Annotated in this window: 16 protein-coding genes; 10 read left to right on the forward strand and 6 right to left on the reverse strand. The window is 24.1% G+C overall.

Translation table 4 applies throughout. The features are described from left to right. Window positions 1-196: 196 nt before the first annotated feature. The 10 genes from rplK (at window position 197) to pip (ending at window position 12,179) form a co-directional block, all read left to right on the forward strand. Window positions 197-634 (forward strand): 50S ribosomal protein L11, encoded by a 438-nt coding sequence (gene rplK / locus KQ877_RS04200; protein ID WP_216535895.1) that lies wholly within the window; start codon window positions 197-199, stop codon window positions 632-634. Then, entirely contained in the window at window positions 634-1,323 is a 690-nt protein-coding gene (gene rplA, locus KQ877_RS02035) for a 50S ribosomal protein L1 (RefSeq protein WP_216488431.1), read from the forward strand. The genes rplK and rplA overlap by 1 nt, the downstream gene beginning before the upstream one ends. A gap of 96 nt (window positions 1,324-1,419) precedes the next feature. Further along, window positions 1,420-3,441, forward strand: a complete 2,022-nt coding sequence (locus KQ877_RS02040; RefSeq protein ID WP_216535896.1) for a transglutaminase domain-containing protein — start codon at window positions 1,420-1,422, stop codon at window positions 3,439-3,441. A gap of 189 nt (window positions 3,442-3,630) precedes the next feature. Beyond that, window positions 3,631-4,974 carry an asparagine--tRNA ligase gene (gene asnS, locus KQ877_RS02045; RefSeq protein WP_216535897.1) on the forward strand — a complete coding sequence of 448 codons (1,344 nt, stop codon included), beginning with the start codon at window positions 3,631-3,633 and terminating at the stop codon, window positions 4,972-4,974. Window positions 4,975-4,980: 6 nt separating this feature from the next. Then, window positions 4,981-5,970 (forward strand): glycosyltransferase family A protein, encoded by a 990-nt coding sequence (locus KQ877_RS02050; protein WP_216488427.1) that lies wholly within the window; start codon window positions 4,981-4,983, stop codon window positions 5,968-5,970. After that, window positions 5,970-6,638: an RDD family protein gene (locus tag KQ877_RS02055; RefSeq protein WP_216488426.1), complete on the forward strand. Its 669-nt coding sequence runs from the start codon at window positions 5,970-5,972 to the stop codon at window positions 6,636-6,638. Before KQ877_RS02050 ends, KQ877_RS02055 begins: the two co-directional genes overlap by 1 nt. A 10-nt stretch (window positions 6,639-6,648) precedes the next feature. Further along, window positions 6,649-8,880 (forward strand): ATP-dependent helicase, encoded by a 2,232-nt coding sequence (locus tag KQ877_RS04040; protein WP_216535898.1) that lies wholly within the window; start codon window positions 6,649-6,651, stop codon window positions 8,878-8,880. Window positions 8,881-8,882: 2 nt separating this feature from the next. Beyond that, a complete protein-coding gene (locus KQ877_RS02065) occupies window positions 8,883-10,397 on the forward strand; it encodes an MHO_4530 family protein (RefSeq protein ID WP_373422489.1) in 1,515 nt (504 codons plus the stop codon). After that, entirely contained in the window at window positions 10,397-11,254 is an 858-nt protein-coding gene (locus tag KQ877_RS02070; RefSeq protein WP_216535900.1) for a DegV family protein, read from the forward strand. Before KQ877_RS02065 ends, KQ877_RS02070 begins: the two co-directional genes overlap by 1 nt. After that, window positions 11,247-12,179 (forward strand): prolyl aminopeptidase, encoded by a 933-nt coding sequence (gene pip / locus KQ877_RS02075; protein WP_216535901.1) that lies wholly within the window; start codon window positions 11,247-11,249, stop codon window positions 12,177-12,179. The genes KQ877_RS02070 and pip overlap by 8 nt, the downstream gene beginning before the upstream one ends. Before the next feature lie 57 nt (window positions 12,180-12,236). Here pip and KQ877_RS02080 read toward each other — a convergent pair whose 3' ends face one another. From KQ877_RS02080 to KQ877_RS04210, 6 genes are all read right to left on the reverse strand, one after another. After that, on the reverse strand, window positions 12,237-13,280 hold the full coding sequence (locus KQ877_RS02080) for a Fic family protein (protein ID WP_216535902.1): 1,044 nt from the start codon (window positions 13,278-13,280) through the stop codon (window positions 12,237-12,239). Between the two features lie 265 nt (window positions 13,281-13,545). Continuing rightward, a complete protein-coding gene (locus tag KQ877_RS02085) occupies window positions 13,546-15,570 on the reverse strand; it encodes an AAA family ATPase (protein ID WP_216535903.1) in 2,025 nt (674 codons plus the stop codon). A gap of 440 nt (window positions 15,571-16,010) precedes the next feature. After that, window positions 16,011-17,813, reverse strand: coding sequence for an AAA family ATPase (locus KQ877_RS04205; RefSeq protein ID WP_216535904.1), 1,803 nt, complete (start codon window positions 17,811-17,813; stop codon window positions 16,011-16,013). Beyond that, complete coding sequence (locus KQ877_RS02095) at window positions 17,813-18,793, reverse strand: hypothetical protein (RefSeq protein ID WP_216535905.1); 981 nt, start codon at window positions 18,791-18,793, stop codon at window positions 17,813-17,815. Before KQ877_RS02095 ends, KQ877_RS04205 begins: the two co-directional genes overlap by 1 nt. 9 nt (window positions 18,794-18,802) lie before the next feature. Continuing rightward, window positions 18,803-20,791 (reverse strand): hypothetical protein, encoded by a 1,989-nt coding sequence (locus tag KQ877_RS02100; protein ID WP_216535906.1) that lies wholly within the window; start codon window positions 20,789-20,791, stop codon window positions 18,803-18,805. Continuing rightward, window positions 20,784-24,866: an AAA domain-containing protein gene (locus tag KQ877_RS04210; RefSeq protein WP_216535907.1), complete on the reverse strand. Its 4,083-nt coding sequence runs from the start codon at window positions 24,864-24,866 to the stop codon at window positions 20,784-20,786. Before KQ877_RS04210 ends, KQ877_RS02100 begins: the two co-directional genes overlap by 8 nt. Window positions 24,867-24,924 lie beyond the last annotated feature (58 nt).

Genomic DNA, 24,924 nt, shown 5'->3' on the forward strand with positions numbered 1-24,924 from the left:
TTGTTTTTTTATTTAAAATTCAGTAATTTTGTTTAACTTTTGAGTATAAAAATGAAATTTATTTTAATTTTAATTAAATGGTTTTATAAATTAAACTTTTTGGTATAATTTTTATGCAATTTATTAATTGCCTCTAGCAAGTGGGAGATTTATAATAGTAAATCATTTGCACCACAATTTTTGAAAGGAAAATTTTATGGCTAAAGAATTAGTAAGAATTGCTAAACTACAATTTAATGCCGGACAAGCAAAACCTGGTCCAGCATTAGCTGGTTTAGGAATTGTAATGCCTGAATTCACAAAACAATTTAATGATGCAACAAGAGATAGAGGAAGTGAACCTGTCCCTGTTAAAATTTGAGTATATAAAGACAAATCATTTGATTTTAAAATCTTTACTTCACCAGCTTCATACAAATTAAAAGAAGCAGCTAAAATCAACACAGGAGCACATAATTCTAAAAAAGAAGTTGTTGCAACAATAACAGTTGATCAATTAAAACAAATAGCAGAATACAAATTACCAGACTTAAACACTGATGATTTAGAAGCAGCAATGAAACAAATAGCAGGAACAGCAAAAAATATGGGAATTAAAATCGAAGGTTACCCTGCAGAAGAAGGAGTTAACTAATGAAAAAAATTTCAAAAAACTTACAAAAAGCAAGAGCTTTAGTAGATAAAAATGCTGTTTATTCATTAGAAGAAGCTATTGAATTAGCTAAAAAAGCTTCATATGCAAAATTCGATGCTTCAATCGATCTTGCTATCAAATTAAATATTGATACACGTAAAGCTGATCAACAATTACGTGGAGCTGTTGTACTTCCACACGGAACAGGTAAAACAGTTAAAGTTTTAGTAGCAACAGATGATGTTACTGCTCAACAACAAGCAAAAGAAGCAGGTGCAGATTATGTTTATTCAGCATCTGAACTTCCTGAAGTTTTAAATCAAGATAAATATGATTTTGATGTTATAGTAGCTGATCCAAAAATAATGGCAGTTTTAGGAAAATATGGTAAAAAGTTAGGACCAAAAGGATTAATGCCCAACCCTAAAACAGGTACTGTAACAATGACACCAGGTAAAACAGTTGAAGAACTTAAAAAAGGTAAAGCAAATTACCGTGCAGAAAAAGCTGGAATTATTCACTCATTAATCGGTAAAGCATCAATGTCTACAAAAGATTTAGCAGAAAATGCTCAAACATTAATTAGTACAATTAAACGTTTAAAACCAGCAGCTGTAAAAGGAACATATATGTTAAACTTAACAGTTTCTGCTACAATGGGTCCATCAGTAAAAATTAAAATTGATTAATTCTTAAACAGCCTTGGGCTGTTTTTTTTATACAACTTAATCGTAAGAAAAAACGGAATTTATTATATACTTAATATAAATTAATAAGGGGGTGAAATGAAGAAATCTTCTAAGATAATATTATTAAGCACTTCAATTCCAATAACAATAGCAGTTGCTTCTGTAGGCACATACTATGGAGTTATTAATAGTTCACAAACAAATAAAAACACATCAGAGCAAACGTACTCAGAAAAAGATGATTCAAAACAAAACTCAATAAAAGAAATTACTAAACCAGAACCCACTAATACTGAAGGTACAAAAGAAAATGTTTCAGACAAAACCACCGGTACTAAAAACATTAATTCAGAAGAAGCAAATAACCAAAATAATGACCAAAAAACTGAAACAAATACTGAAAATGACAGTGAAAATCTAAAAAAACAAGTAAATGATTCTTACAAAAATATCTTTGATGAGCAACAAAGATTTTGAAATTTATATCAAGCATCTAAAGCAGAAAATACAAAATATAAATATGAATTTTTGTTTGATGAAATGGATAAAATAATTGAAAACTTTGATCAACTAGAAAAGCCGATTAAATATGATGAACAAGAATTAAACACTTATAAAAAAGCTTTCTCTTTTTTACATGATAAATTCTCAAAAATGGAGCAATTAAAATCAAATTTATCTACTCAACAAGACACTCAACCTGAATATTATTCAGAGAATTTTAACAAAAACAACATAAAAAAAGATGATAATAATTTTCAAAATAACTACAATAATTATCCTGAATTAGAGGCTATTGAAAAATCAACAAACAATCAAAATAATAATTTCAACCCTGAAAGAGCATTCATGAATTCTCGGGCTTTAAAATTTATTGATTTAGCAAAAAGTAATATCCGTGATTTCGATGAAAATAATTACACAAACGAGCAAAAAAAGAAACTAACTGCTTTTCTTCAAGACACAATAATTAAGAAAGAAAAAGACAAAAGTACACAAATAAGACTGGTTTTTGACTGAATTAGAAAACATGTCAGATATGCAAAGCAACCTAATCAAGCTAAATTAAATCCTTTTTTAGTTAAAGAATATTTATATGCAGTTTGTGGGGGATACAGTATTTTATACAAGGCCTTTTTAGATTTATTGAACATTAAAAGCATAATGGTTATTGGTTGATCTTCAGCAGGCGCGCATCAATGAAATGCTATTCTAGACCCAAAAACTCAACAATGATTTTTTTCTGATGCAACTTGAGGAGTTGTAAGTGAAAAATATTTTAAATTAGACCCTAAAGAAATTTCTAATGATCACATGGTTGAACGTGTTCTGAGTTTAGATCACTTACAAGACAACATAAAATACGAATATTGAAATGGGTTATCAGTAAAAAATTCACTAGTAAACAACCCAAATATTCCAGATAAATTAAATGATATTATTGTTGAAAATATTTCTGACAGTATCTTAAATAATGATAAAATTCACACCTTAAGGGTACCTAGATTTGTAAAAAATATTGAATACGCAGGAACAAGAGGAATACATGATTTTGAATTGGTAAAAGATAATAATTTTTTCAGCTCACAAAATGGTTTATTATACAGCAAAAACTTCAAAAAACTACTAATGACACCTAAAAATTCAGAAGAAGAATTTATTGTTATTCCTAAAGAAACAGTAGCACTAAATGATGGTAAAGAATTATTTGAATCACCATTTGTTAAAAGTATAGAAGTTGAATCAGGAAATTTTGCTCTTGCATCATATAAAGGTGTATTATATAACAATGATTTTAGCCAAATGTTATCAATTCCTAGTGGTTTAACTGATTTAATTGTACATTCAAGAGTAAAATTCCAAGGGCAAGAAATTTCATTTAAAGATAATATTAAAACAGTTATTTTGAACGAAGGAATTACAACGATTGAAGATTTTACATTTAACAACTTAAAAAACTTAGAATTTGTCTTAATTCCTTCAACAATAAAAGAAATAAAAGACAATGCTTTTTGACAAATAAATGACATAACACTAAAAACTCATGAGTATAATAAATATGTTGAGGAATTTGCAAAAAATCATAAGTTTAAATATGAAATTATAAATAGTAACTAACTTAAATTTAGGTTAGTTATTTTTAAAAAATAATTTAAAGAGCTGTAAAAAAATATTGTTTTTTACTATTTTTCATAAATAAGTTTGTTATTTTGCATATAGGGATTTAAAAAAATAAATTTTTGGTAAAATTTTTATAGTATAAATATTTATTTATAAATTTGAAAATTAATAACAAATAGAGGTATTATGACTGTTAAAAAAATATACGAAACACCAGCAAAATTTGATGGACAAACATTTAAAATCGAGGGATGAGTTGCAAACAATAGAGGAAACACAAAAATTCGTTTTTTAGAAATTAATGATGGAAGTTCGGTTAAAAATTTACAAGTTGTTTTAAAAAGTGAAAATATAGATTTAAATTTAGTGGAATCAGCAAGATTAGGTAGTGCAATTTATGTAATGGGGAAATTAGTATATACAGAAACCGCAAAACAACCTATTGAATTACAAGCTGAAGAATTTAAACTTTTAAGTGTATCTGATGAAGACTATCCAATCCAAAAAAAAGAAATTACTTTAGACTTTTTAAGAGAAATTCCACATTTAAGACATAGAACAAATCTACTTAGAACAGTATTTTTAATTAGATCAACACTAGCTCAAGAAATTCACAAATATTTTTCTGAAAATGATTTTATGTATGTAAATAGTCCAATCATAACTGGAAATGATGGTGAAGGTGCTGGAGAATTATTTGTTGTAGATGATGAAAACACAGAACAATTTTTTAAAGCAAAAGCTACACTAGGAGTAACTGGTCAATTACATGCAGAATCATATGCATTAGGATTTAAAAAAGTTTATACATTTGCACCAACTTTTAGAGCTGAATACTCACACACATCAAGACATGCTGCAGAATTTTGAATGATAGAACCTGAATGCGCATTTTATGATTTACCTAAAATAATAAATCTTGCAGATGATTTATTAAAAACTTCAATCAAAAATACAATTAAAAAATTACCAAATGAATTTGCATATTTAGAAGCTACTGTAAAAAGCAATCTTTTAGAAGATTTAAACAAATTTATCGAAACTAAACTACAAACCCTTGATTACAAGGATGCATTGGAAATTTTAAAACAAAATAAAGATAAATTTGAAGAACAAAATTTTGAATTTGGAATTGACTTGGCTAGTGAACATGAAAAATTCCTTGCAAACGATTACATTAAAGGACCTGTTGCTGTTATAAACTATCCAAAACAAATTAAAGCTTTTTACATGTATCAAAACCCAGATAATAAAACAGTTGCTGCTTTTGATTTATTGGTGCCAGGTATTGGTGAACTTGTTGGTGGAAGTCAAAGGGAAACTGATTACAATAAACTACTAAACAGAATGCAAGAATTAAATATGAATATTGAACCTCTTCAATGATATTTAGATCTAAGAAGATATGGTGATTATATGAGTAGTGGGTTTGGAATTGGTTTTGAAAGATTAATCATGTATGTAACAGGAATAAGTAATATAAGAGATGTTATCCCTTACCCTAGAACTCCTGGAAATTTAAAAATGTAGGTTATAATGAAATTAAATATAATAATACCTTTATACAATCCAACTGAAAGTATAAAAACAACACTCTCTAATTTACTAGAACAAAAAAATAAAAATTTTAATTTACACATTATTATTGATAATCCTTCATCAGAACATTTAGAAGAAATTTATGAAATTAGAAATTTATTTGAAAATAAGAATTTTTTAATAACAATAAATTCAAAACACCAGTCAATTAATAAAGTTATTTATGAAGCTTTATTAGATTCAAACGAAGAATATTCATTTATTTTTTATCCTGATACAGAAATAAACAGTAATTGAGTTGAAAATATCTTAAATGTTTTAAATAAAAATAAAGTTGATGTTGTTGAAACTAGAGCAATGTATCGTGGATATGTAAAACATGATGAAAAAATTAAACCACTAGAAAACAAAATATATAACTTATCAAAAAATGAAAATCCAGTTGTGTTTAGTTCTCCGGTTATGTTTAATAAAGTTGTAAAAACTAATTTACTAACAGAAATGTTTACAAATTGAAAAACATTTAAAAGCGCAAACAGAGAATACTCAATAGATATAAATTATTCAATTCTTTTATCTGCTAATACTTATTTTTACACAAGCGAAATTGAAACATATAACTGAAATTACACAACCCAAAATATAAATATAAAAAGTTTAAAAAATGAATGAAAATTATTACAACCTTTATTTGAAAAAAAATATTCAAATTTAGAACTTTGAGAATTTTGTAAATTTTATAATTATCAAATTTTTGTGGCTGGTTATTTAGGTTACATAAAATATTGAAAAATGAGATTACTTGGAAAAAATCTCAACTTAAAAGGAATAAAAGATGCTCTTGTGGAGCAACTTGAAAATATTTATAAAAATAAAGAAGTTTATCAAAATAATAAATACATAATGTCTACCAGTTTACAAAGTTTAGTTGATGAAAAGTATAAAATTGAAGAAAATTGAAATGATATTTTTTATAAATTCTTATAATGTCAAAAACAAAAACACAAAATATTAAAGCTTCTTTTTGAAGAAGATTCTTATCTATGATTATTGATTTTATTATTTTCTTTGGATTTTTATTAGTAACTTCTATTTTAATCATAGATAAAAAAATAGCAAACTTTCATAAAAACTATTTTTATTACATTTGAATAGTTTTAATAATTATTTATATTTTATTAATTTGAATAATTATCCCCATCATTTCAAAAGGTCAAACAATCGGAATGCTAATCACGAAACTCAAAATTATTCCTAGTTTAGATAAATATAAATTAAATAATGTGATTTTACAAAGACAAATTTTATTTGCTTGATTATGAATTATTGTTTTGTGTTTATTTATTATTTTTGTAAGCCCCGAAACATTTATTCAGGCATCAAAACTTAATAAACAAACGATAAATCAATTGACAATTACACAAAGAGGATTTATTTCTATTCCTCTTACACTAAGCGCAGTAACGGCTTTTATGGATTCTTTTTTAATCATTACAACGGCTAGAAATTCAAGGATAAGTTGAAACGATAGTTTTTCAAATTCTTTTGTAGTATATAAAAACAAATTCGAAACAATAATAGAGGATGATAATTGACAAAACAATAATATAAAACCCAAAAAAAGAATATTACCAAAAATAAATTTTATAAATTAAGGAGCTAATTATGGAAAATGAAGTAATAAATGAATTTAGTTTAGATTCATTAAATGATCAACAAAAACAAGCAGTATTACACACAAAAGGACCGCTTAGACTTATTGCAGGGGCGGGAAGTGGAAAAACCAGAGTTCTTACTTATAAAATTGCTCACTTAATTAAAAACATGAATATTTCACCATCAAAAATATTGGCTGTAACTTTTTCTAATAAAGCAGCTAATGAAATGAGAGAACGTGCTTTGGACATGATTGATAATACATATGAAAAACCCGTAATCTCCACATTTCATGCACTATGTTCTAAAATTTTAAGAAGAGAAATTTCAAATATAAATTACCCCAATGATTTTCAAATTTTAGATGAATTGGATCAAAAACAAATTTTAAGATTAATATATGGAAAATTAGGCATTGATTCACAAGAATACAGCGCTTCAAGTGTTTTAAGTTATATCGATAATGCAAAAAATCTATTAAAAACTCCTGCTCAAGCAATAGAAGAAGCAGAAGAAGAACAAAAAATTTTAAATAAAAAACATTCAGAGAAAGATTTAAGACCTTATATTTACGAAGAATATGAAAACCACTTAAAAAATACTCACTCTTTAGATTTTACTGATTTATTAGTATATACAAGACAAATTTTCTATGACCCTCAACACAAAAAAATTAGAGAAAAATGAGAAAATATGTTTGATTATATTCTTGTTGATGAATTTCAAGATACAAGCCAAATTCAATACGATATTGTCAAAGTTTTAGCAAAAAACCAAAATATAACAATTGTTGGTGACCCCGATCAAACTATTTATACCTGAAGAAATGCAGATATCAACATAATTGTTAACTTTGATAAAGATTTTTCAAATGTAGAAACTATTAAGTTAGAACAAAATTATCGTTCAAGTAAAAAAATAATTGAAGCCGCAAATAAATTAATTAGTAAAAACATATTAAGAGTTGAAAAAAGACTTTTTACCGAAAATGAAGAAGGTGAAAATATTGAATTTTACTGTGGATTTAGTGATGAAGCTGAAGCAAGATGAATTGCTGCAAAAATTGGTGAACTTAAACGTAAAAGAGTTCAACTAAAAAACATTGCAATCTTGTATAGAACCAACTCATATTCAAGAGCAATAGAAGAAGCTTTAATGTTTGAAAATACAAACCATAAGGTTTTTGGTTCAATAAGATTTTATCAAAGAGAAGAAATAAAAGATGCTCTTGCATATCTAAGAGTGATCCACGATGGATCTGAAATTTCATTATTAAGAATTATTAATAAACCTTCAAGAAAAATAGGTTCAGAAACAATTCAAAAACTTCTAACATATGCTTCAAAATACAACGAAGACTTGTGAACAACACTAGAATCTAGATTTGTTGAATTGCAAAAAATAACCGGAATAAACCGGAGCACACTTGAAAATATTGCTAATTTAATTAATGCTATTAGATGATCAAGAAGAAGAATTCAAACAACAGGTATTTCAAAAGTTTTATATGAACTAATTTATCATAAAATAAACTATTTTGGTTCTTTAAAATTAACAGAAGATGAACTAGAAAATAAAATCGAAAACTTTAAATCACTAATTGCTGCTATAGAAAATTGAGAACACAAAAACCCAAATAGTGGAATTGATGAATATCTTCAAGAAATAACTTTAATAACTGATAGAGATCCCGAAGATGATGTAAGTTCATATGTTTCACTAATGACTGTTCATAATGCAAAAGGACTTGAATATGATTATGTATTTATTGCAGGGCTTGCTGAAAACATTTTCCCACATTATCGTTCAATAGCACCTCAAGGTGAAAAACCATCAATGTTTTCAAAACCTAAAGCTAATGCCACTTTGGCAAATCCAGAGCTTCTTGAAGAAGAAAGAAGATTAGCATATGTTGCTATAACAAGAGCTAAGAAAAAACTATTTGTAAGTTTTTCAACCTCAAAACATAATGAAGAAAGCAGATTTATACAAGAAGCGGGTGTAAGAGGTACTGGTAGACTGATAGGAATCGCAAATTCATTTAGCATTGCAGATGATATAAATGAAAATATAAAAATAATAGCAGGTGATAAAATCGTTCATTCTAAATTTGGTAAGGGTGTGGTTTTAAGTTCTATGGGAGATGTAATAGAAGTTAAATTTGATATAGATGGTTCTCAAAGAATGTTATCTAAATCGCAAGCACCTATTAAAAAATACATTGATGAGGATGATGATTAATTGTGAGTTTTCAAATATTAATATTTATATTTACTTTAATATTATTTACAATTGTTTGTATTATAATTTTCGCTTATATAAATAAGCATAAAAACAATTATGGTGTTATCCCTTTAACAATTGACTACAAAAGTAAAAGAATAAAATTATTATCTTATAAAAAAAGTGCAATAAACTTAATGCCCTTTACAAAAAATGAAAAATTAAACAACGGTAAATGACTTTCTTTTGAAGAATTTTCTGATTTATTTTTAGAACCATCTAAAAACAATCTTTCTAAACTTTTTCAAGAAATAGTCAATAATAAACAAGATTTAACAGTTAATTTAATGACTAAAAAACATAAAATTCAATTAACCCTTATAAGTCCAACTAATATAGAAGAAGAAAATGCAGCACTTTTATATTGACAAACAATATATAAAGAAAAAGTTGTGCATTTAACTTACGTTGATGATTATAAGGATATAGTTAATGAAAAAGATTCTTTTAAAGTTTTCTTCAATTTAAAGGAGAGAAACATTCACAAAAAAGATTTATTTTTAAAATTTATAAATAAAAAATTAGATAAAAAATATAAATATAAAATTTTTGTTAAATATTCAATAATTTATCTTTCTGTCAATAACTTAAACAAAACAAATTTATTAAATAAATATTTTTATAAATTACTTAAAATTTTTGAAACTTCATTTTTAAGTAAATTATGTAATGGAATTATTTTTATCCCTTCTAATTTCCAAATTTCTAAATTAGATATTAATATCAACTCAATAGATTACTTGCAATTTTTAACAAAAAAAGAATCTAAAATCATAATTTTAAACAATTCCCACTTAACAGACGAAAGAGTTGATGACTTTGAGGCAAATTATAAAAAAATTTCTAATTTGTTACAAAAAGATGTGATTAAATATATCGACAAACCTGTTTATGAGTTTTTTGATAAGCTTTCCGACATAAAATTTATTTATCCTGAAATGGATAATAATAACCAAGAATCAAACTATGTTTTGAAAAATACAAGTTTAAAATATAATTTTTTAGATAAATTTGTTAATATAAAAATAGAAAACGACACAAGCATTTATCTCTTTCCAATAATTGATTATGATTTTTTATATTTATCAGGGCAAGAAATTAAAAAATCTTTTATAGATAAAATTAACCAAATAAAAATTGTGGTAGTTGTAAAAAACTTAAATAACCTAGATTTAATTTACACAAAAGCATTAAGTTTAAAAACATATGGAATAGACGTTATTGTTGGGGTATCTGTTTTAGATAACAACATTATTCAATTAATAAAAAAAATAAATGCGGATTTTGTAGTTTTAACAAAAAAAATTACTTCTTCACTAGATGTACCAAAAGATTTTAGTTATTTAGTGGGCTTATTAAATTTTGCAAAAGATTCTAATATAAAATTTATTTTTGAAGATATAGATATAACAAAACAGGGTTATAAAATAAGAAAAAATTTAAATATTTTCTTATATTCAAAGGAGATAGAATAATGAAAAAATTAGGTATTGTTATAGATTCTTTTTCTGGTTTTACTGAAAAAGAAGCAAATGATTTCGGATTTGAATTTTTACCGCTACAAATAAATGTGGGTGGTATTAACAAATTAGAAGGAATTGAAACCTCTAACGTTGAAGTGTTAGTTCAATTAAGAAATAATTTAGAATGTAAAACCTCACTTCCCCCATTTGCATATATGGAAACATCATTAAAAAAATGATATGAAAAATATGATCAGGTAATTATTTTACCTTTAAATAGTCATTTGTCTAGTGAACATGACTTCCTTAAAAAAATGATAGAAAATAACAATTTTGGTGATAAAATAGCTATTTTTAATAATAATTTTTGTGCTTATCAATTTGTTTGAGTGGGTAAAAAATTACTAAAAATGAATGAAGAAAATGCTTCTCTTGATGAAATGTTGAAATTCTTAGAAGAATATAATGAAAGCAGTTTAAATTACATAATACCAGCAAATTTAAACACATTAATTCAAAGTGGGAGATTAAAAAAATACCAAAAATTACTTTTAACAAGTTTAAAATTAATTCCTATAATTAAAAATAAAGATGGTATTTCTCCAGATACTGTAAAAAGATCAATTAAATCAGCAATAAATAAATCGATTGAAAAACTTATTTTATTTATTGGAGGAGAAGAAAAAATAAAAGATTATAATTTTTGAATAATAAATACAGGTGATCCCGAATTGGTTAACATAGCAACAGAAACCTTTAAATCATATAATATTTATCCTGCATTTAATACTTTGGGGGCAAGTTCAATTATGATCCACGCAGGAATTGATTCAATTAGTGTGGGAGTATCTAAACATATAAATGTATAAACACAATAATTTTCAAGAATTTTATTTAAATAGCAATCAACACAAAATATATTACTCAGTTTCAGGTAATCCCAATGGAATTCCTGTTATTTTTGTTCATGGAGGACCTGGTGGTGGTACAACTTCAGAAGATACTAGGTTTTTTGACCCAGAAGTATTTAAAGTTATTTTATTTGACCAAAGAGGATGCGGAAAAAGTTTACCAGCAGCAGAAATTAAAAACAACAACACTCATTTATTAATAGAAGATATGGAAAATATTAGAAAAATCTTAAACATCGATAAATGAATAATTTTTGGTGGATCATGAGGTACAACACTTTCGCTTCTTTATGCACAAAAATACCCAGAAAATGTTATTCACATGGTGCTTAGAGGTATTTTCTTAGCAAGAAATTCTGATTTAGAATGATTATACGGAAACAATGGCGCAAGTGTATTTTTTACCAAAGAATATGAAAAATTTCAACAATATAGTAATCAAAACACAACATCTTCAATAATTAAGTTTTATTATGATCAAATTCAAAACAAAGATCTAAATATAGCAGCAGAAGCAGCTAAACAATGAGCAGATTGAGAAATGTCTGTAATAACACTTTTGCCTAATAAAAATACTATTGAAAATGCTCAAGATATAATAAATTTTAGTATTTTGGAAACTCATTATTTCATTAACAATTGTTTTATAGAAGAAAATCAAATTTTAAATAATGCTCATAAAATAAAAGATATTCCTATTGAAATAATTCATGGACGTTATGACGTTGACTGTAGAGTTTCTTCTGCTTATGAACTATCTAAACATTTAAATAAATGTAACTTACAAATAATAGAAGCTGCAGGCCACTCCTCAAGAGAAAAAGGTATAGAATTAGCTCTTTTTGAAACAATGGAAAAAATAAAAAATAAGAACCAGTATTAGCACTGGTTCTTTTTAATTTTTTATAAAAATTTAAAATCATTAAGTTAAGAATTTTGATTATAGTTGAATGTATTTTGTTGCTCTTCCTCTACCAACTTGTTTTATCTTATTGGTTTTTTGCAATTCATTTAATGCCCTCTCTATTGTTCTTTTTGATATATTTGGACATAAAATCCTAATATCTTCTTTAGATAGAGGTGTTAATGATTGTTCAATAACAGAAAATATTCTCTTTGTTGAAGTTAATTTTTCTTTTCCAATTAAATTAAATCTTTTATCACTTTCTTGATATGCTTTTAATAAAATTCCTAGCATATATCTTATAAAAGGAATTATATTGTTTTCATTATTATGTCAATTATCACTTGATTTTTGTAATTCTTCATAATAAGACTCTTTTGTTTGTTCAATAAGCATTTCTATACTTATGTATCTTCCAACAAAAAATTCAAATTTATAAAGTAAAAGAAGCGTTAATATTCTACTCATTCTTCCATTGCCATCATCAAAAGGATGAATACATAAAAAATCATGTATAAGGGTTGGTATTAAAATTAATGGAGGAATATTTGCTTTTATTGCTTCTTTATAAGCTGATATCATATTATCAATGTAATTTTCTGTCTCGAAACTTTTTACAGGTTCAAATCGGGTTTTTTTATTTCCAAATGAATCTACTTCCACGATGACGTTATCCGACATTTTAAATTTACCTTTATAATTTACATGAGAATAAGAATATAGTTGATTATGAAGTGTTAATATATTACTTTTTGTAAACTCAATATATTTATAATTTTCATGAATTATATCAAGTGCGCGTCTATAACCTGCAATTTCTTCTTCGTTTCTATTTTTGGGTTCTGTTTTTTTATTCATTAATTCATGTAGTCTTGTGTCATTTGTATAAATTCCCTCTATGGCATTTGAATACTTTGTACTTTGTATTTTGGCAATATCTATCATTTTTTCTAATACAACTGGATAATTTTTTACATATAATTCTTGTCTACCTTTGTACTCATAAATTTTAGCAATCATATCGTAAAGATTAACTGACAAAGATAAATCTACAAGATTTAAATAATTAAATTTTTTCAAGCAATTCTCCTTTTTAATAGCCATTATATCATATTTGGCTATGAAAAATAAATAATGGCGAGATTTTTTAACGCCATTATCTGAAATTTGGCGTATTAAATTTTATTTTTATATTTATATATAAAGTATACAAGCATTTAAGGTGGTTGTACTTATAAGTTTAATAGAACAACGCTCCTTAAAAACAAGACATAAATTTATGAATTTAAAATAAAAGATTGGTATTTAAAAAATAGACATTAGAAAAACCTAATGGACTATTTGTTTAGTTTAGTAATGCTTTAAAAAGATCTGTAAAATTTTTTATGGTCTGCTCACTTAATAATAAATTATTATTAATTATTGCTTTTTTTAATGCAACTGCATTTTCAAATGATTTAGAATGAGCAATATCCTCGCTAAAAGTTTCGACAAATAGTGTTTCAATAGCTACAAATGATTCATTCACATCACTTAATTTTAAAACTTTCACATTTTTATCTGATTTTAAGCGTTCCTTAAAATCTATACCAGCTTTATCGCCATCTACTAAAAATCTTGGATTTTTTTCTAATTTTTTATATACATTCATATTTTGATTATATAAACCTTGGATAGGTAAAAATAATAGATTTTTAATTCCTAATTTTATAGACATTGCAGTTAAATAGCAATAGTCAGTTATACCTTCAACAAAATAAGTTCTTGTGTTTTCTTTATCGTAAAATACATTAGATGTCAAACTAAATGTTTCAAGAACGGGTTGTAACGAAATATCAAAATTTTTGTATATTGTGTGAAATTTGTCCATAATAATTGAAGAATTATCATTTTGTTTTTTTACAATTCTTATTTCTTCTAAATAATTTAAATCAATTAAGAATGGGTTATGAGTAGAAATTACAAAGGAAATTCCTGTTTTGTAAGAAAATTCTTTTAATTTTCTTCGCAACTCTATAACTGATTTGGGAGTTATATTATTTCCAAAAGTTTCATCTATTAATACAATATCACCATTTCCTAATTGATTATTAGTTTTCATTCACATAAAAAAACTAAAAAACCATTTAAATCCATCTGATTGGAGTTCAAAATCTATTGAATTTCCGTCTTCTTCAAAACAAAGTTGAATATTTTTATCATTTATATAACAAGTAAATTTATAAGATCTATTATTAGAAATAAGTATGTTGTTAAATTCTTGTGATAACTGTTCTAATTTTTTATTCACTGCATTTTCTAACTGTCTGTATTTATTTATTGGATTATCAGATTTTAAAATTAATTTATTTTTTTCCATTAATTCATTACTATTAATATTTATTAATTTAAATATTTGAGATACAAATCCTTGATTTTGACTAAATAAATCTCAATTTTCAATAAAATCTTGGTTATTATAAGATTTATAATCAAATCACTTTATCTTGAAGTTGTTACCTAATAGATTATCACTTAATTCAAAAAGAAACATAATTTTATTATTATTTACTTTGTGAAATAAAACATTTCCTTCTAAAAAAAGTTTATATTTGTTTTTCCCAATTTCAAACACATCATCATCTCTTCTTATAACACTATCAATTAAATTAAAATTTCTTATAATTCCTATTTTTGATGTTATTTCAATAGCAACAATTTTATTTCTATCATGAACTGGTTGAGTTTTTATTTGAGATAAATATGAACATTTATGCTTTGAACCCTCAAACACAAATTCTCCACAATTTATACAAATATTATAGATATCAGATTCGTAGTTAATTTCTGCAAACAATGAATTTTTTGTGTATTCTGTATTGAAAGCATTTACTAAATCTTTTCTAACACAATAAGTACTAAAAATTCTTTGCACACCTTCAGTGCTATTTTCTTCTTTTTTAGAATGATTTGCATTTAATTCAGTTGCTATAATTGATCTTGTCTTTTTGTTTTTTAAGTACTCATCTAGACAAATTTTAGGGATATATTTAACATTATCTAGATCAAGCACAAAATTAGGTGTGTCTTTTCCAAAGATAAATTCTCTTCCGCCACCTAAAATATTTAATGCATTTAAAACATTTGTTTTTCCGACATTATTTAGCCCTAAGATAAAGAATAAATCACCTCTTAAATTATATTTTGCAAGGCTTGAATTTAATAAAATAGTCTTATTCCTATCATTATCTTGACTAAAATTTAAGTTTTTAAAATTTTTTATACTTAAATATGTTGTGTTCAATTCTGTGTATTCATTATTTAATTTATTAACATTATTTGCTGATTTATGTGTTTGATTTGAAGAGTTATTATTAATATTTTCTTTCATTATTTCTCCAATACATTGACATTTTGATGATAATTTAACTGTTATATATAACAAAATTTTATTATATTTTTGAATATATAGCTATTTTTTATTCATTATTCAACTCTTAATACTCATTTAAGCTAAAATTTAGTATTTATGAATCAAAGAATAAAACCCCATAATTAAGTAGTATTTAAATTAGTAGCCAAATAAAATATTTTCTTGGAATATTTTAAAACACTTAAACTTGGAAAAAATTAATATTTCCTATTTATTATATGAGATCATTAAAATGAATGTATAAAAACATATCTATGAGTATAATGGTAATTTTTTTTAATATTTTTGTGCGTTTAAACACTTAATTTCCACAATGTTTTGCTTTTTAATTTATACTATTTTTTTAAATTTAGTATCAAATCATTTTTATTATAATTTTTTATTTTATGATTTTTATTTTAATTGAATTCAAATTCTATTTCATTTCCCCGTATTATCATTGTTGAATTTAAAGTTTTCTTATTTAATTTTGCATCCCTTATTTTTTCGTAATTAGTAAATAAGAATTCAGAAACTTTATCAGCCAATAATTCATCAATATTATTTATTATTCCTCTTGCTCCCATAAGCGGGTCCATTTTTTTGTTAACTATTCTCACAAAAGTTTCTAAGGAATCTTGATAATTTACAATAACATTTTGTTCTTTTTCTATCTTATTAAAAAGAATTGACATTTTAGAACTTACAATTGATTTTATAATTTCATATTTATGAATGAAATTAAAAGAAACAATATTCTTATCTCCTATTCTGTTCAACAACTCTGGCCTATTCATTTTTTCTATAAAATGTTTTTTTACTTGTGATATAAATTGTTGTCTAACCAGTGGTTCATCACTAATATCTGCGGTTATTTCTTTTGTTCCTATATTTGAAGTAAAAATAATAAAAGTTTCGGAAAAATCAATCAATTCTCCCTTTGAAGATGTCAACCTTCCATCTTCCAGTATTTGTAAGAATTTATCTAAAATTTTAGGATGGGCTTTTTCAATTTCATCAAATAGTAATATTGAAAATGGATTGTCTTTAACTTTATTTGTTAGCTCTCCTCCTGAATCATAACCAACATAACCTGGGGGCGCTCCTATTAACCTTTGGTCTGAATGCTCGTGATTATATTCCGACATATCAAATCTAATTAATTTTTTTTCACTACCAAAAACAAATTCTGCAAGAGTTTTAGAAATTTCGGTTTTACCTGTACCAGTTGGACCTACAAAAAATAAAATTCCCTTTGGCTTAGACATGGACTGATTATACATAAGACCATTTAACCCTAAAAATGAGTTTGTGATAATTGCATGAATTTTATCAATTGCATAATCTTGACCTTGAACTCTTTTTAAAAATGTATTTTTTAGATTTTTAATTTTTTCATAATCTATTTTTTCTCATTCTGATTCTTTTTGATTAAACGTAACCATATTATATCTATTAACGAAAGATTGATGTTTGTCATTAATTCTTGCTAACTGTAATATTTCAATACAAGTAAGACCATCTGTTAATGCTACAGCTTTATTTAAAGTTAAAGTATCTACATTTAATTCATTAGAATCAGTTGTTCTAAAATGTCTTGCATTATATTTTATAATTGCTTTACGTTCTTCAATGTTAGGGCGCTTAATTAAAACTTCACAGTATTCAATATTTTTATTATATATATCGAACAATAAATGTCCTGAATCTCTCATTATTAATACTAATTTATCTTGTTTATTTAATCTTCCAAAATCGTCTAAATAGTTTTCTCTATTATTGTTATCTAATAATTTAGAAATTAAATTAACTAAATTATCAAGATAATTACTTTGATTGTTTTGATTATTAAAAAAACTGTCTGCAAAATTTATTACATATATTCCAGGTGTGTGTGAAATTATTGATGAACCATCATCAATATCATTGGTGTTTTCAATTATTCTCATCAAAAATTCATCGATATTTTCAATATCAGGAATTTGTTTATATTTTCTACCATCTTCGCTATCTAATAAGTTTAATGCGCCGTATCCTGGTGAAAAATATTCTAATTTTGAAAATTCATTTTCTTTTGCAAATTCTTCTAATATACCTTTTAAATCAATACTTTTGAGTTCATTATTGTCTTCAAAAGTATATAAATCATTTACATTTCCAGTAATTGATACAATATTTTTGTGCGCTAATTTTATTTTTAAATATTCAATAGATTTTTTCATTAGTTGTTTTCCTCTTTTAATTTTTTGGCATTTTGAAGAGGTCTTGCACCGGAAATAGAACGAGAAATTTGTTTATCTTTAATAAAGTATCCGGATTTTTTTAAATCTTCTTCAACTTGTTCAGCTAAACTTCAACACATGTGCTTTTCATAATCACCTATATCATAACTAATTGTTCCATCTAAGTTTATAGTTAACATAAAAGAATTATTTTTGACAAAAGGGTTGTTAAATTTTGTTATAAAAGCATATCTTGGTTTTAGTTTATTTTCAGGATCTGTTTGAATAACAAATTCAATTTTTTTAGATTTATATTTATGCTTTGCTAAGATATCTGAGTATATTTTATATTTATGCATAGCTTCTTTGTATTTGTTAATTGTTTCTTTGACATAAGGTAAAAAATCTGCTAATTCTTGATAATTAGAAATAAAAGCAAATTCATTTAATAATGACCCTTTTAAATCTGAATCAATATCTTGTGATAAAACATACTGTTTCATTTCATTTTTTAGTGAATTATGTTTTTGATCATCTATTTGTTTTTGTTTAATGATTTGTATCATATTAGCAAAATTTTCAGGTGTTACAGTAGTATTTTCTTTTTGAAGTCTTTCTATTGCTATTTGTGATAAAAAACCATTTTCTACTATTAAATTATTTAGCTTATCATTTTGTTCTTCCATTAAATCTGCAAATGATACACCAATTTGCATATTTTGTATTCTTTTTAATAATTTACTTTTTTGAATGTGGAAATATGCTTCAGCATTTGCATTATAAGACCCATTTATATTTCCTATATCTACTATTTGTTGTTTTAATTCACTTATATCACTAAATAAATTTTGAACTGAAGATTTTAGTAATTCAGATTGTGTTATATTACATAAATAAGTTAAATCATTTTCAATATTCTCTATTTCAAGTAATTCTCTTTCAACGTTAATATGAAAACTATAATATGCTGAGTGACTCATATAACTCCTTTATTTTTTTAATTTTTTCAATAACTCTTCAATGTTTTTTTGTAATTCTTCAAGACCTTGAAAATTTAAATTATCTATTTTTTGTTTAAATTCTTTGTTTTCACTTGACGCATGACTTGCAGGGTTTAAATATTCCTTAATAATTTTTTGTAATTCCGATACCGCTTTTTTATCTGTAAATTCTTCTAGTTTTTTAGATAAATTTATGTGTTTATCTTCACCTTTTAAGCCAACCTTTTTTTCAATTTCTATTCTCATTTTATGCAATTCTGATTTTTTATATTCTCTAGATGAATTGTCTAAAATTTTTTTTATATCTAATAAATATTTATTAAATAATTGATATCCTGTAATTTGATCTTTTTTAATTGGTGAAATATTTTCAATAAAAGAATTAAAAAACTTTTGCAATTCATCAAGATTATTTGCTTTATTTAAATATTCTTCTTTTGATAAATCTATATCTTCTATATTTGATTTAAATTTTTCTAGTTCTTCTAATTTTTGATAAAACAATTCAATTGTTGTTTCAGGTTTCCATTTTTTATCAAATAAATAACTATTTTGATCATACTTAAATTTTAATTTGTCATTTAATGTTCCCCAATCACTAAAATGCATCTCATTTAAAAATGTAAATAGATCTTGTGAAATATTTTGAATATTTTTTGCTTTAAATTCTGGAGTTTTTAATAAAATATCCATTATTTTGTTTGAATTATCATTTAAGACAGCAATAATTTCTTTTGCTTGTGAATAATTAATTAAATTTATTTTCTTGAAATTTTTGTTAAATCAATATGAAAAATTTTTATTTTTTATTATACGTTGACAATTTTTAAACAGCATTTCAACAATGAAAGAATCATATTCTTTATCTTCTAAATTTATTTCTTGTTCTTTGAATAATTTTTCTAGGTCAATTATTTGCTTAGAAAAAGCTTCAATTTCTTTACTAAATTTATAAAATTTAATTTGAAATTTACTTAAATTAACTAAAAATGTTTCTTCATTTTTTATTTTTATTCATTTGTTAAATAGTGAAAAAAGTTGAATTTCTCTTTCTGATTGTTTTCAATTTATAATTTCATTATTAAAATTTTTAGAAAAAATATTTTCGGAATTATTTTCAAGAATATTTTCCATTTTATTTTTTGTTTCTTCGATTTTAGGTAATTCTAAAAGATAATCAACTATATTTTCCATATTTAAAGAGTGTTTAACCTGATCATCTAACTGTAAAACTTTTATTGTTTTTAAGTATTCTCTTGTTTCTTTATCATCTGTATTTATTTCATTGTTTTCTAATGTAAATGAAAGCATTTGTCCGCATCATTTGATATACTCTTTATCTATTGTGCCTGATTTATTTTTATCTTGTAATTTGTAATCAATAAATACTAAATTTTCTTCTTTATTATTTTTGAAATATTCTTTTATTATAGAACCCATAATAGCACCATAAGGTTTTTCTAATATTTTGTAAGGATCTAAAAATTCATAATTTTCATTTTGTTTATATTGTTTTTCTTTTACACTTAATTTTTCTTTTAAAGTAAGTAAATTCTTTTGATAAAACATATTTTTTTCTTTTAATTTTGATTCTAAACCTACAAAATTATTTTTGTTAAATGCTTGTTCTATTTCAGGATGAATAATTTTTTTATCTACCCCAAATTGAGAAATATAAAATTCTTTAATTTCTTCAATTGTTGGAATTTTTTCAAAATTCGTCAATATAACATTAGTTTCGATTAAATTTATAAATTCCATTAAAACAAAATCCAACAATTTTGGTGTTTTTATATTGGTAATTTCTCTAATGAATTCAGCAACTGTATAGTTTTTAAACCTATCAACAGAATATAAAAAGTGCATTATGAGAATATTTTTAATATCATTTATAGGTTCTTTCTTACGAAATGTTGCTTCAAAAGGAATGTTTAATTCCGGTATTAAAAATTCTTTTTCAAATACTTCTTTATTCATCTCAAGCCTCTCTATATGTGTCATAATCTTCAGCGATTTTTATGTATTCAGCTATTATTTTTTTATCTTTATTTTCTATACCATTTTTAGAATCACTTCATCTAGATACTGCAAATTCAATTGATTTTAATTCTTTAAACGCACCAACTAAAATTAAATTATCCTTTGCTCGTGAAACTGCAACATTTACACGTTCAACACTTTTATAAAAATCATAATTTCTTTTAGCTTTATATTCTAATTTATCATTATTTAATGACCCTTTTGCTCGCACAAAATCTACTATAATTATTTCTTTTTCTCTACCTTGGAAATTATCTACAGTATCAACTTTAACTTTATTTTTTGTTTTAGCTCTAAGTGTCAACATTTTTTCACGTAATTTCTCTCTAATAATTGGATTTTGAGATCTAGTCATAGAAATTACTCCTATTTTATCTAGATCAAATTTTTCTTTTGTTTCTTCATAATAATTTGTACATATATTTTCAATTAAATCAGCAATAACAAAGGCATTATATTCATTTATTGTTGATTCTTTTTTATCTGAATTATCCATTGTTTGCGTTTGGTCAAATGCGTATAACTTATGTTTATAAACAATATCTTTATATTTATTAGGTATGGTGTTTAAAAACTCTTCATTTATCTTAGTGGTATCAATAACTATATATTCTTTTTTATTTTTTATATCTGGGCGTTTGTAATTTAATAAAAATGGACTATTTGAAGTTATAGGAGTTGTTAATTTTTCATCTTTATCATAACAAACATTTACCACTTCTTGAATTTTGGGATTAAATCTGTGTTGCTCAGTTAAAAATGTATAAAAATTTGTAGTATCTGATTTTGCTGTTTTTGACTTTAATTTTAAGGCATGAAATTTGAAAAAAGGGTATTTTAATTCAAGTAACAATTCCTTGATTTTTTCATTGCTAAATCATGTTTTATCATTATCTTTTCACTGCTCTGCTTCTTTTTTAATTTTTAAATCTCTTATATCAGGAAAAGAATTTAAAAGTTTGTTAAGCTCTATGTTTTCTATTTTTTCATCAGTTGTTGAACCGGTTTCTAAATCTAAAACAGGTGGAAGTTGTTTGTAATCTCCAGCTAGCAATATTTTTTCTGAAAGCATACAAGAATTTATTATTTCTAATGTGCTACTTTTTGAAACCTCATCGATAATAGTTGCATAAATTGGATATTGTAAAAATAGTGCTTTTTGATTTTGTTTTGTTTCTGTTTTTTGTGTAATAACCTGATTAGCAGTTGTGGTTAAACCAATTAAATTAACTAATTCATTTTCAAATACATGATTTGAAAATTTTTCTTTTATTTCACTGTTATTAAAATCTTGTTTATTTTCTATTCTTGATTTTAAAATATTTAATTTTTGTTTTAAAATTTCAGGAATTTCATCATTACTTAAAAACTTAGGATCTATATCTTTAATTTCTAAGTTGCTTATTTGTATCTTTGTGTATAAATTTTGTATTCTTTCGTTTCTGAGTAATTGATTTTTTAATTCTTTAATATGTTCTGCTGCTTCGTTTTCTCTTTTTCTGCTTATTTCTCTTTTTGCATCTTCAAAAGAAAATTTTATTTCTGTAATATTATCTTCATATTCTTTTTCAAAAATGTTTATAAGTTCTTCAAAATTGTATTTTTTGTTGGAATTATCAAAAGAATTTTTAAATAAATTTAAATTGTTGTTTTTTATACATTCAACAAGAATAAAAACAAATGAAATTAACGCCTTATTTTTTTCAAAATTATTTTTATTTCTTTGTTTGTCAATAACGTACATATCTTCTACTATACTGTTTAATATGTTGTCATTATTTTTCATCAATGTTGCATTAATTATAGCTGTACTAAAACGATAAAAAGCATGTTCTAAATCATATAAATTTGATTCATCATCTTCATAAACTTCAGTTTTTTCAGTGTTTTTGAGTGTTTTTTTATTTTCTTCTTTTTTTCTAATTGTTTTGTAGAAAATAAAATTAGGATCATTTTCAGTTAACTGTTGTATACGATCAAATGCATTTAAAATTGCTTCATGTGTTGAAGACATTAACAGTACATTTTTTCTTTTTTGATTTATAACATGATAAATGATTCCACTTATTGTTTGAGTTTTTCCTGTTCCAGGAGGACCTTGAAGATAAGAAACACAAGGTGTTAGCATTGCTTTTTTAACTGATTCTATTTGTTTATCATTTAATTTGATTTTTGGATTCATTTTTAAATCATAATCTTCAATATCTTTTGTATTTATTTTAAAGAAATCAGGGTCTTCAATAGATTTAGCAAGCAGTGGGTTTTTATATTCTCCGCTCATAAAATTTTTCAATGAATTATAAAATCTTTTATGTTTGCTATAAGCACCATAATCTTCATCAGACAAAATAAAATCAGAATTTTGTATAAATTTATTTGAAAAACCAACAACCTCAGAAAATTTGGGATTTTGTTTCGGTAATCATATTTTAAAAACATCAACTGGTCTTAAATTACCCATTAAATTATTAGGTATATTGAATATATAATAATCGTATTTATCTTTTTCTTTTTCTTTAATTATTATTAATTTTTCAATTTCTTCTCGTAAAGTACTTATATATTTATTTGTATCTTGTATTTCTTTTTGAAAATTATCTTTTCGTTTAATTTGATCATTTTTGGCTGTAATAAATTTTTTAACATTATTATCAATTTCTTTGAATTTTTCTTCCAATTTTAAAAGATTGGTTTTGGTTTCTTTTAATTTAGTGTCTTTTTGTTTAAAATCTTTATCTAAATTTTCAAGTTCAAAAATTAAATTATTTTTTTCATCTGAATTTTTTTTAATTTCTTGGTTTATTTTCGCTACTTCATTTTCGTGTTTTTTGCTTTTTCTTAATTTTTTAATTTTTGCTTCTTTTTCTTCAATTTGTTTTGATTTTTTTTGAATTTCTTGTTCAATTTTTTTAATATTTGAAGAAATCGTATCAAAATCTTTTTGTCTTAAATTGTAATTTTGATTTTCTTCATTTAACTGATTTTGTAAATTATCAAGTTGTTCTTTTTCTGGTTTTAATAAATTGTTTATTCTATTTACTTCATCATTAACTTTTTTTATGTTGTTTTCGATGTCTTTTATTTTTGTTCTAGAATTAGTTATCTCATTTTCATTTCATTTAATACTTTGATCTACTTTTTCTATGTATTTAAATTCAGAAATTTTAAATTTTGTTTTAGGTATTTTTACTTTTTCATCGCTGTCATTTACATTATAAAAATAAATAAATTTCTTTGTTGTGTTGTTTATATCTAAAAAGTTTTTATTATGTGATTTTTTCTCTCTTCTATAAATAAACTCAGTTTTGTTTTCGTTGCTAGAACTTGAAATCCTTAAAACTATAGGGAAATTTTTTTGTTTAGATTTATTGTTTTTATCATATTTTTCTCATTGGTCTTGAATATAATCTTTGTAAAAGTTATATGTTCAACGAAGCTTTAATTTTCCATTATTTTGTTCACCTTTCATTAAATTTTTCATCAATAAAACATTATTTTCATTTGAAAATAAAATGTGTTTTACAATTTCTGATTCTATTGTTGAAAATTCGGTATTTTTATCTAAATAAAATTCTATAGCGTGTTCTGAATTATAATTTTTGTATTTTTTTAAAAAAGATTCATTAAAATCGTGTAGTATATCTAATCTTGTAAGTCAAAACACTTCTCTTTTATTTTCACTAAAAAATGTCTTTATGTTTATCGCATTATTTTCACCATTTTCAAAAAAGGGATTTGCTTTTTTAAAAAAAATAATAAAATTAATAGAATTTGACTTATAAATTCTTGTGCCAGTCATTAAATCATTATTTATTACATAAAAAGATTTTATTTGATTTTTTAGTTCATCAAAAAAAGTTTTTGTGTTTCATTTTTTATTTTTTGTATTAAGTGAGTTAAAAACTTTTTTTAAATTTTCACCTACAGTTATTTTTCTTTTTTCATTATCAATTTGTTTGGAATCCCCTATTGTCATTTCAATATCTTCGTCAACTAAAATATTAAATTTCATAACTTTATTTATTTCTCCTTAAATTAATAATTTTTGTGGATTTTATTTTTTCAAGCAA

Source organism: Mycoplasma zalophi (assembly GCF_018914005.1).
Classification (GTDB): domain Bacteria; phylum Bacillota_I; class Bacilli_A; order Mycoplasmatales; family Metamycoplasmataceae; genus Metamycoplasma; species Metamycoplasma zalophi_A.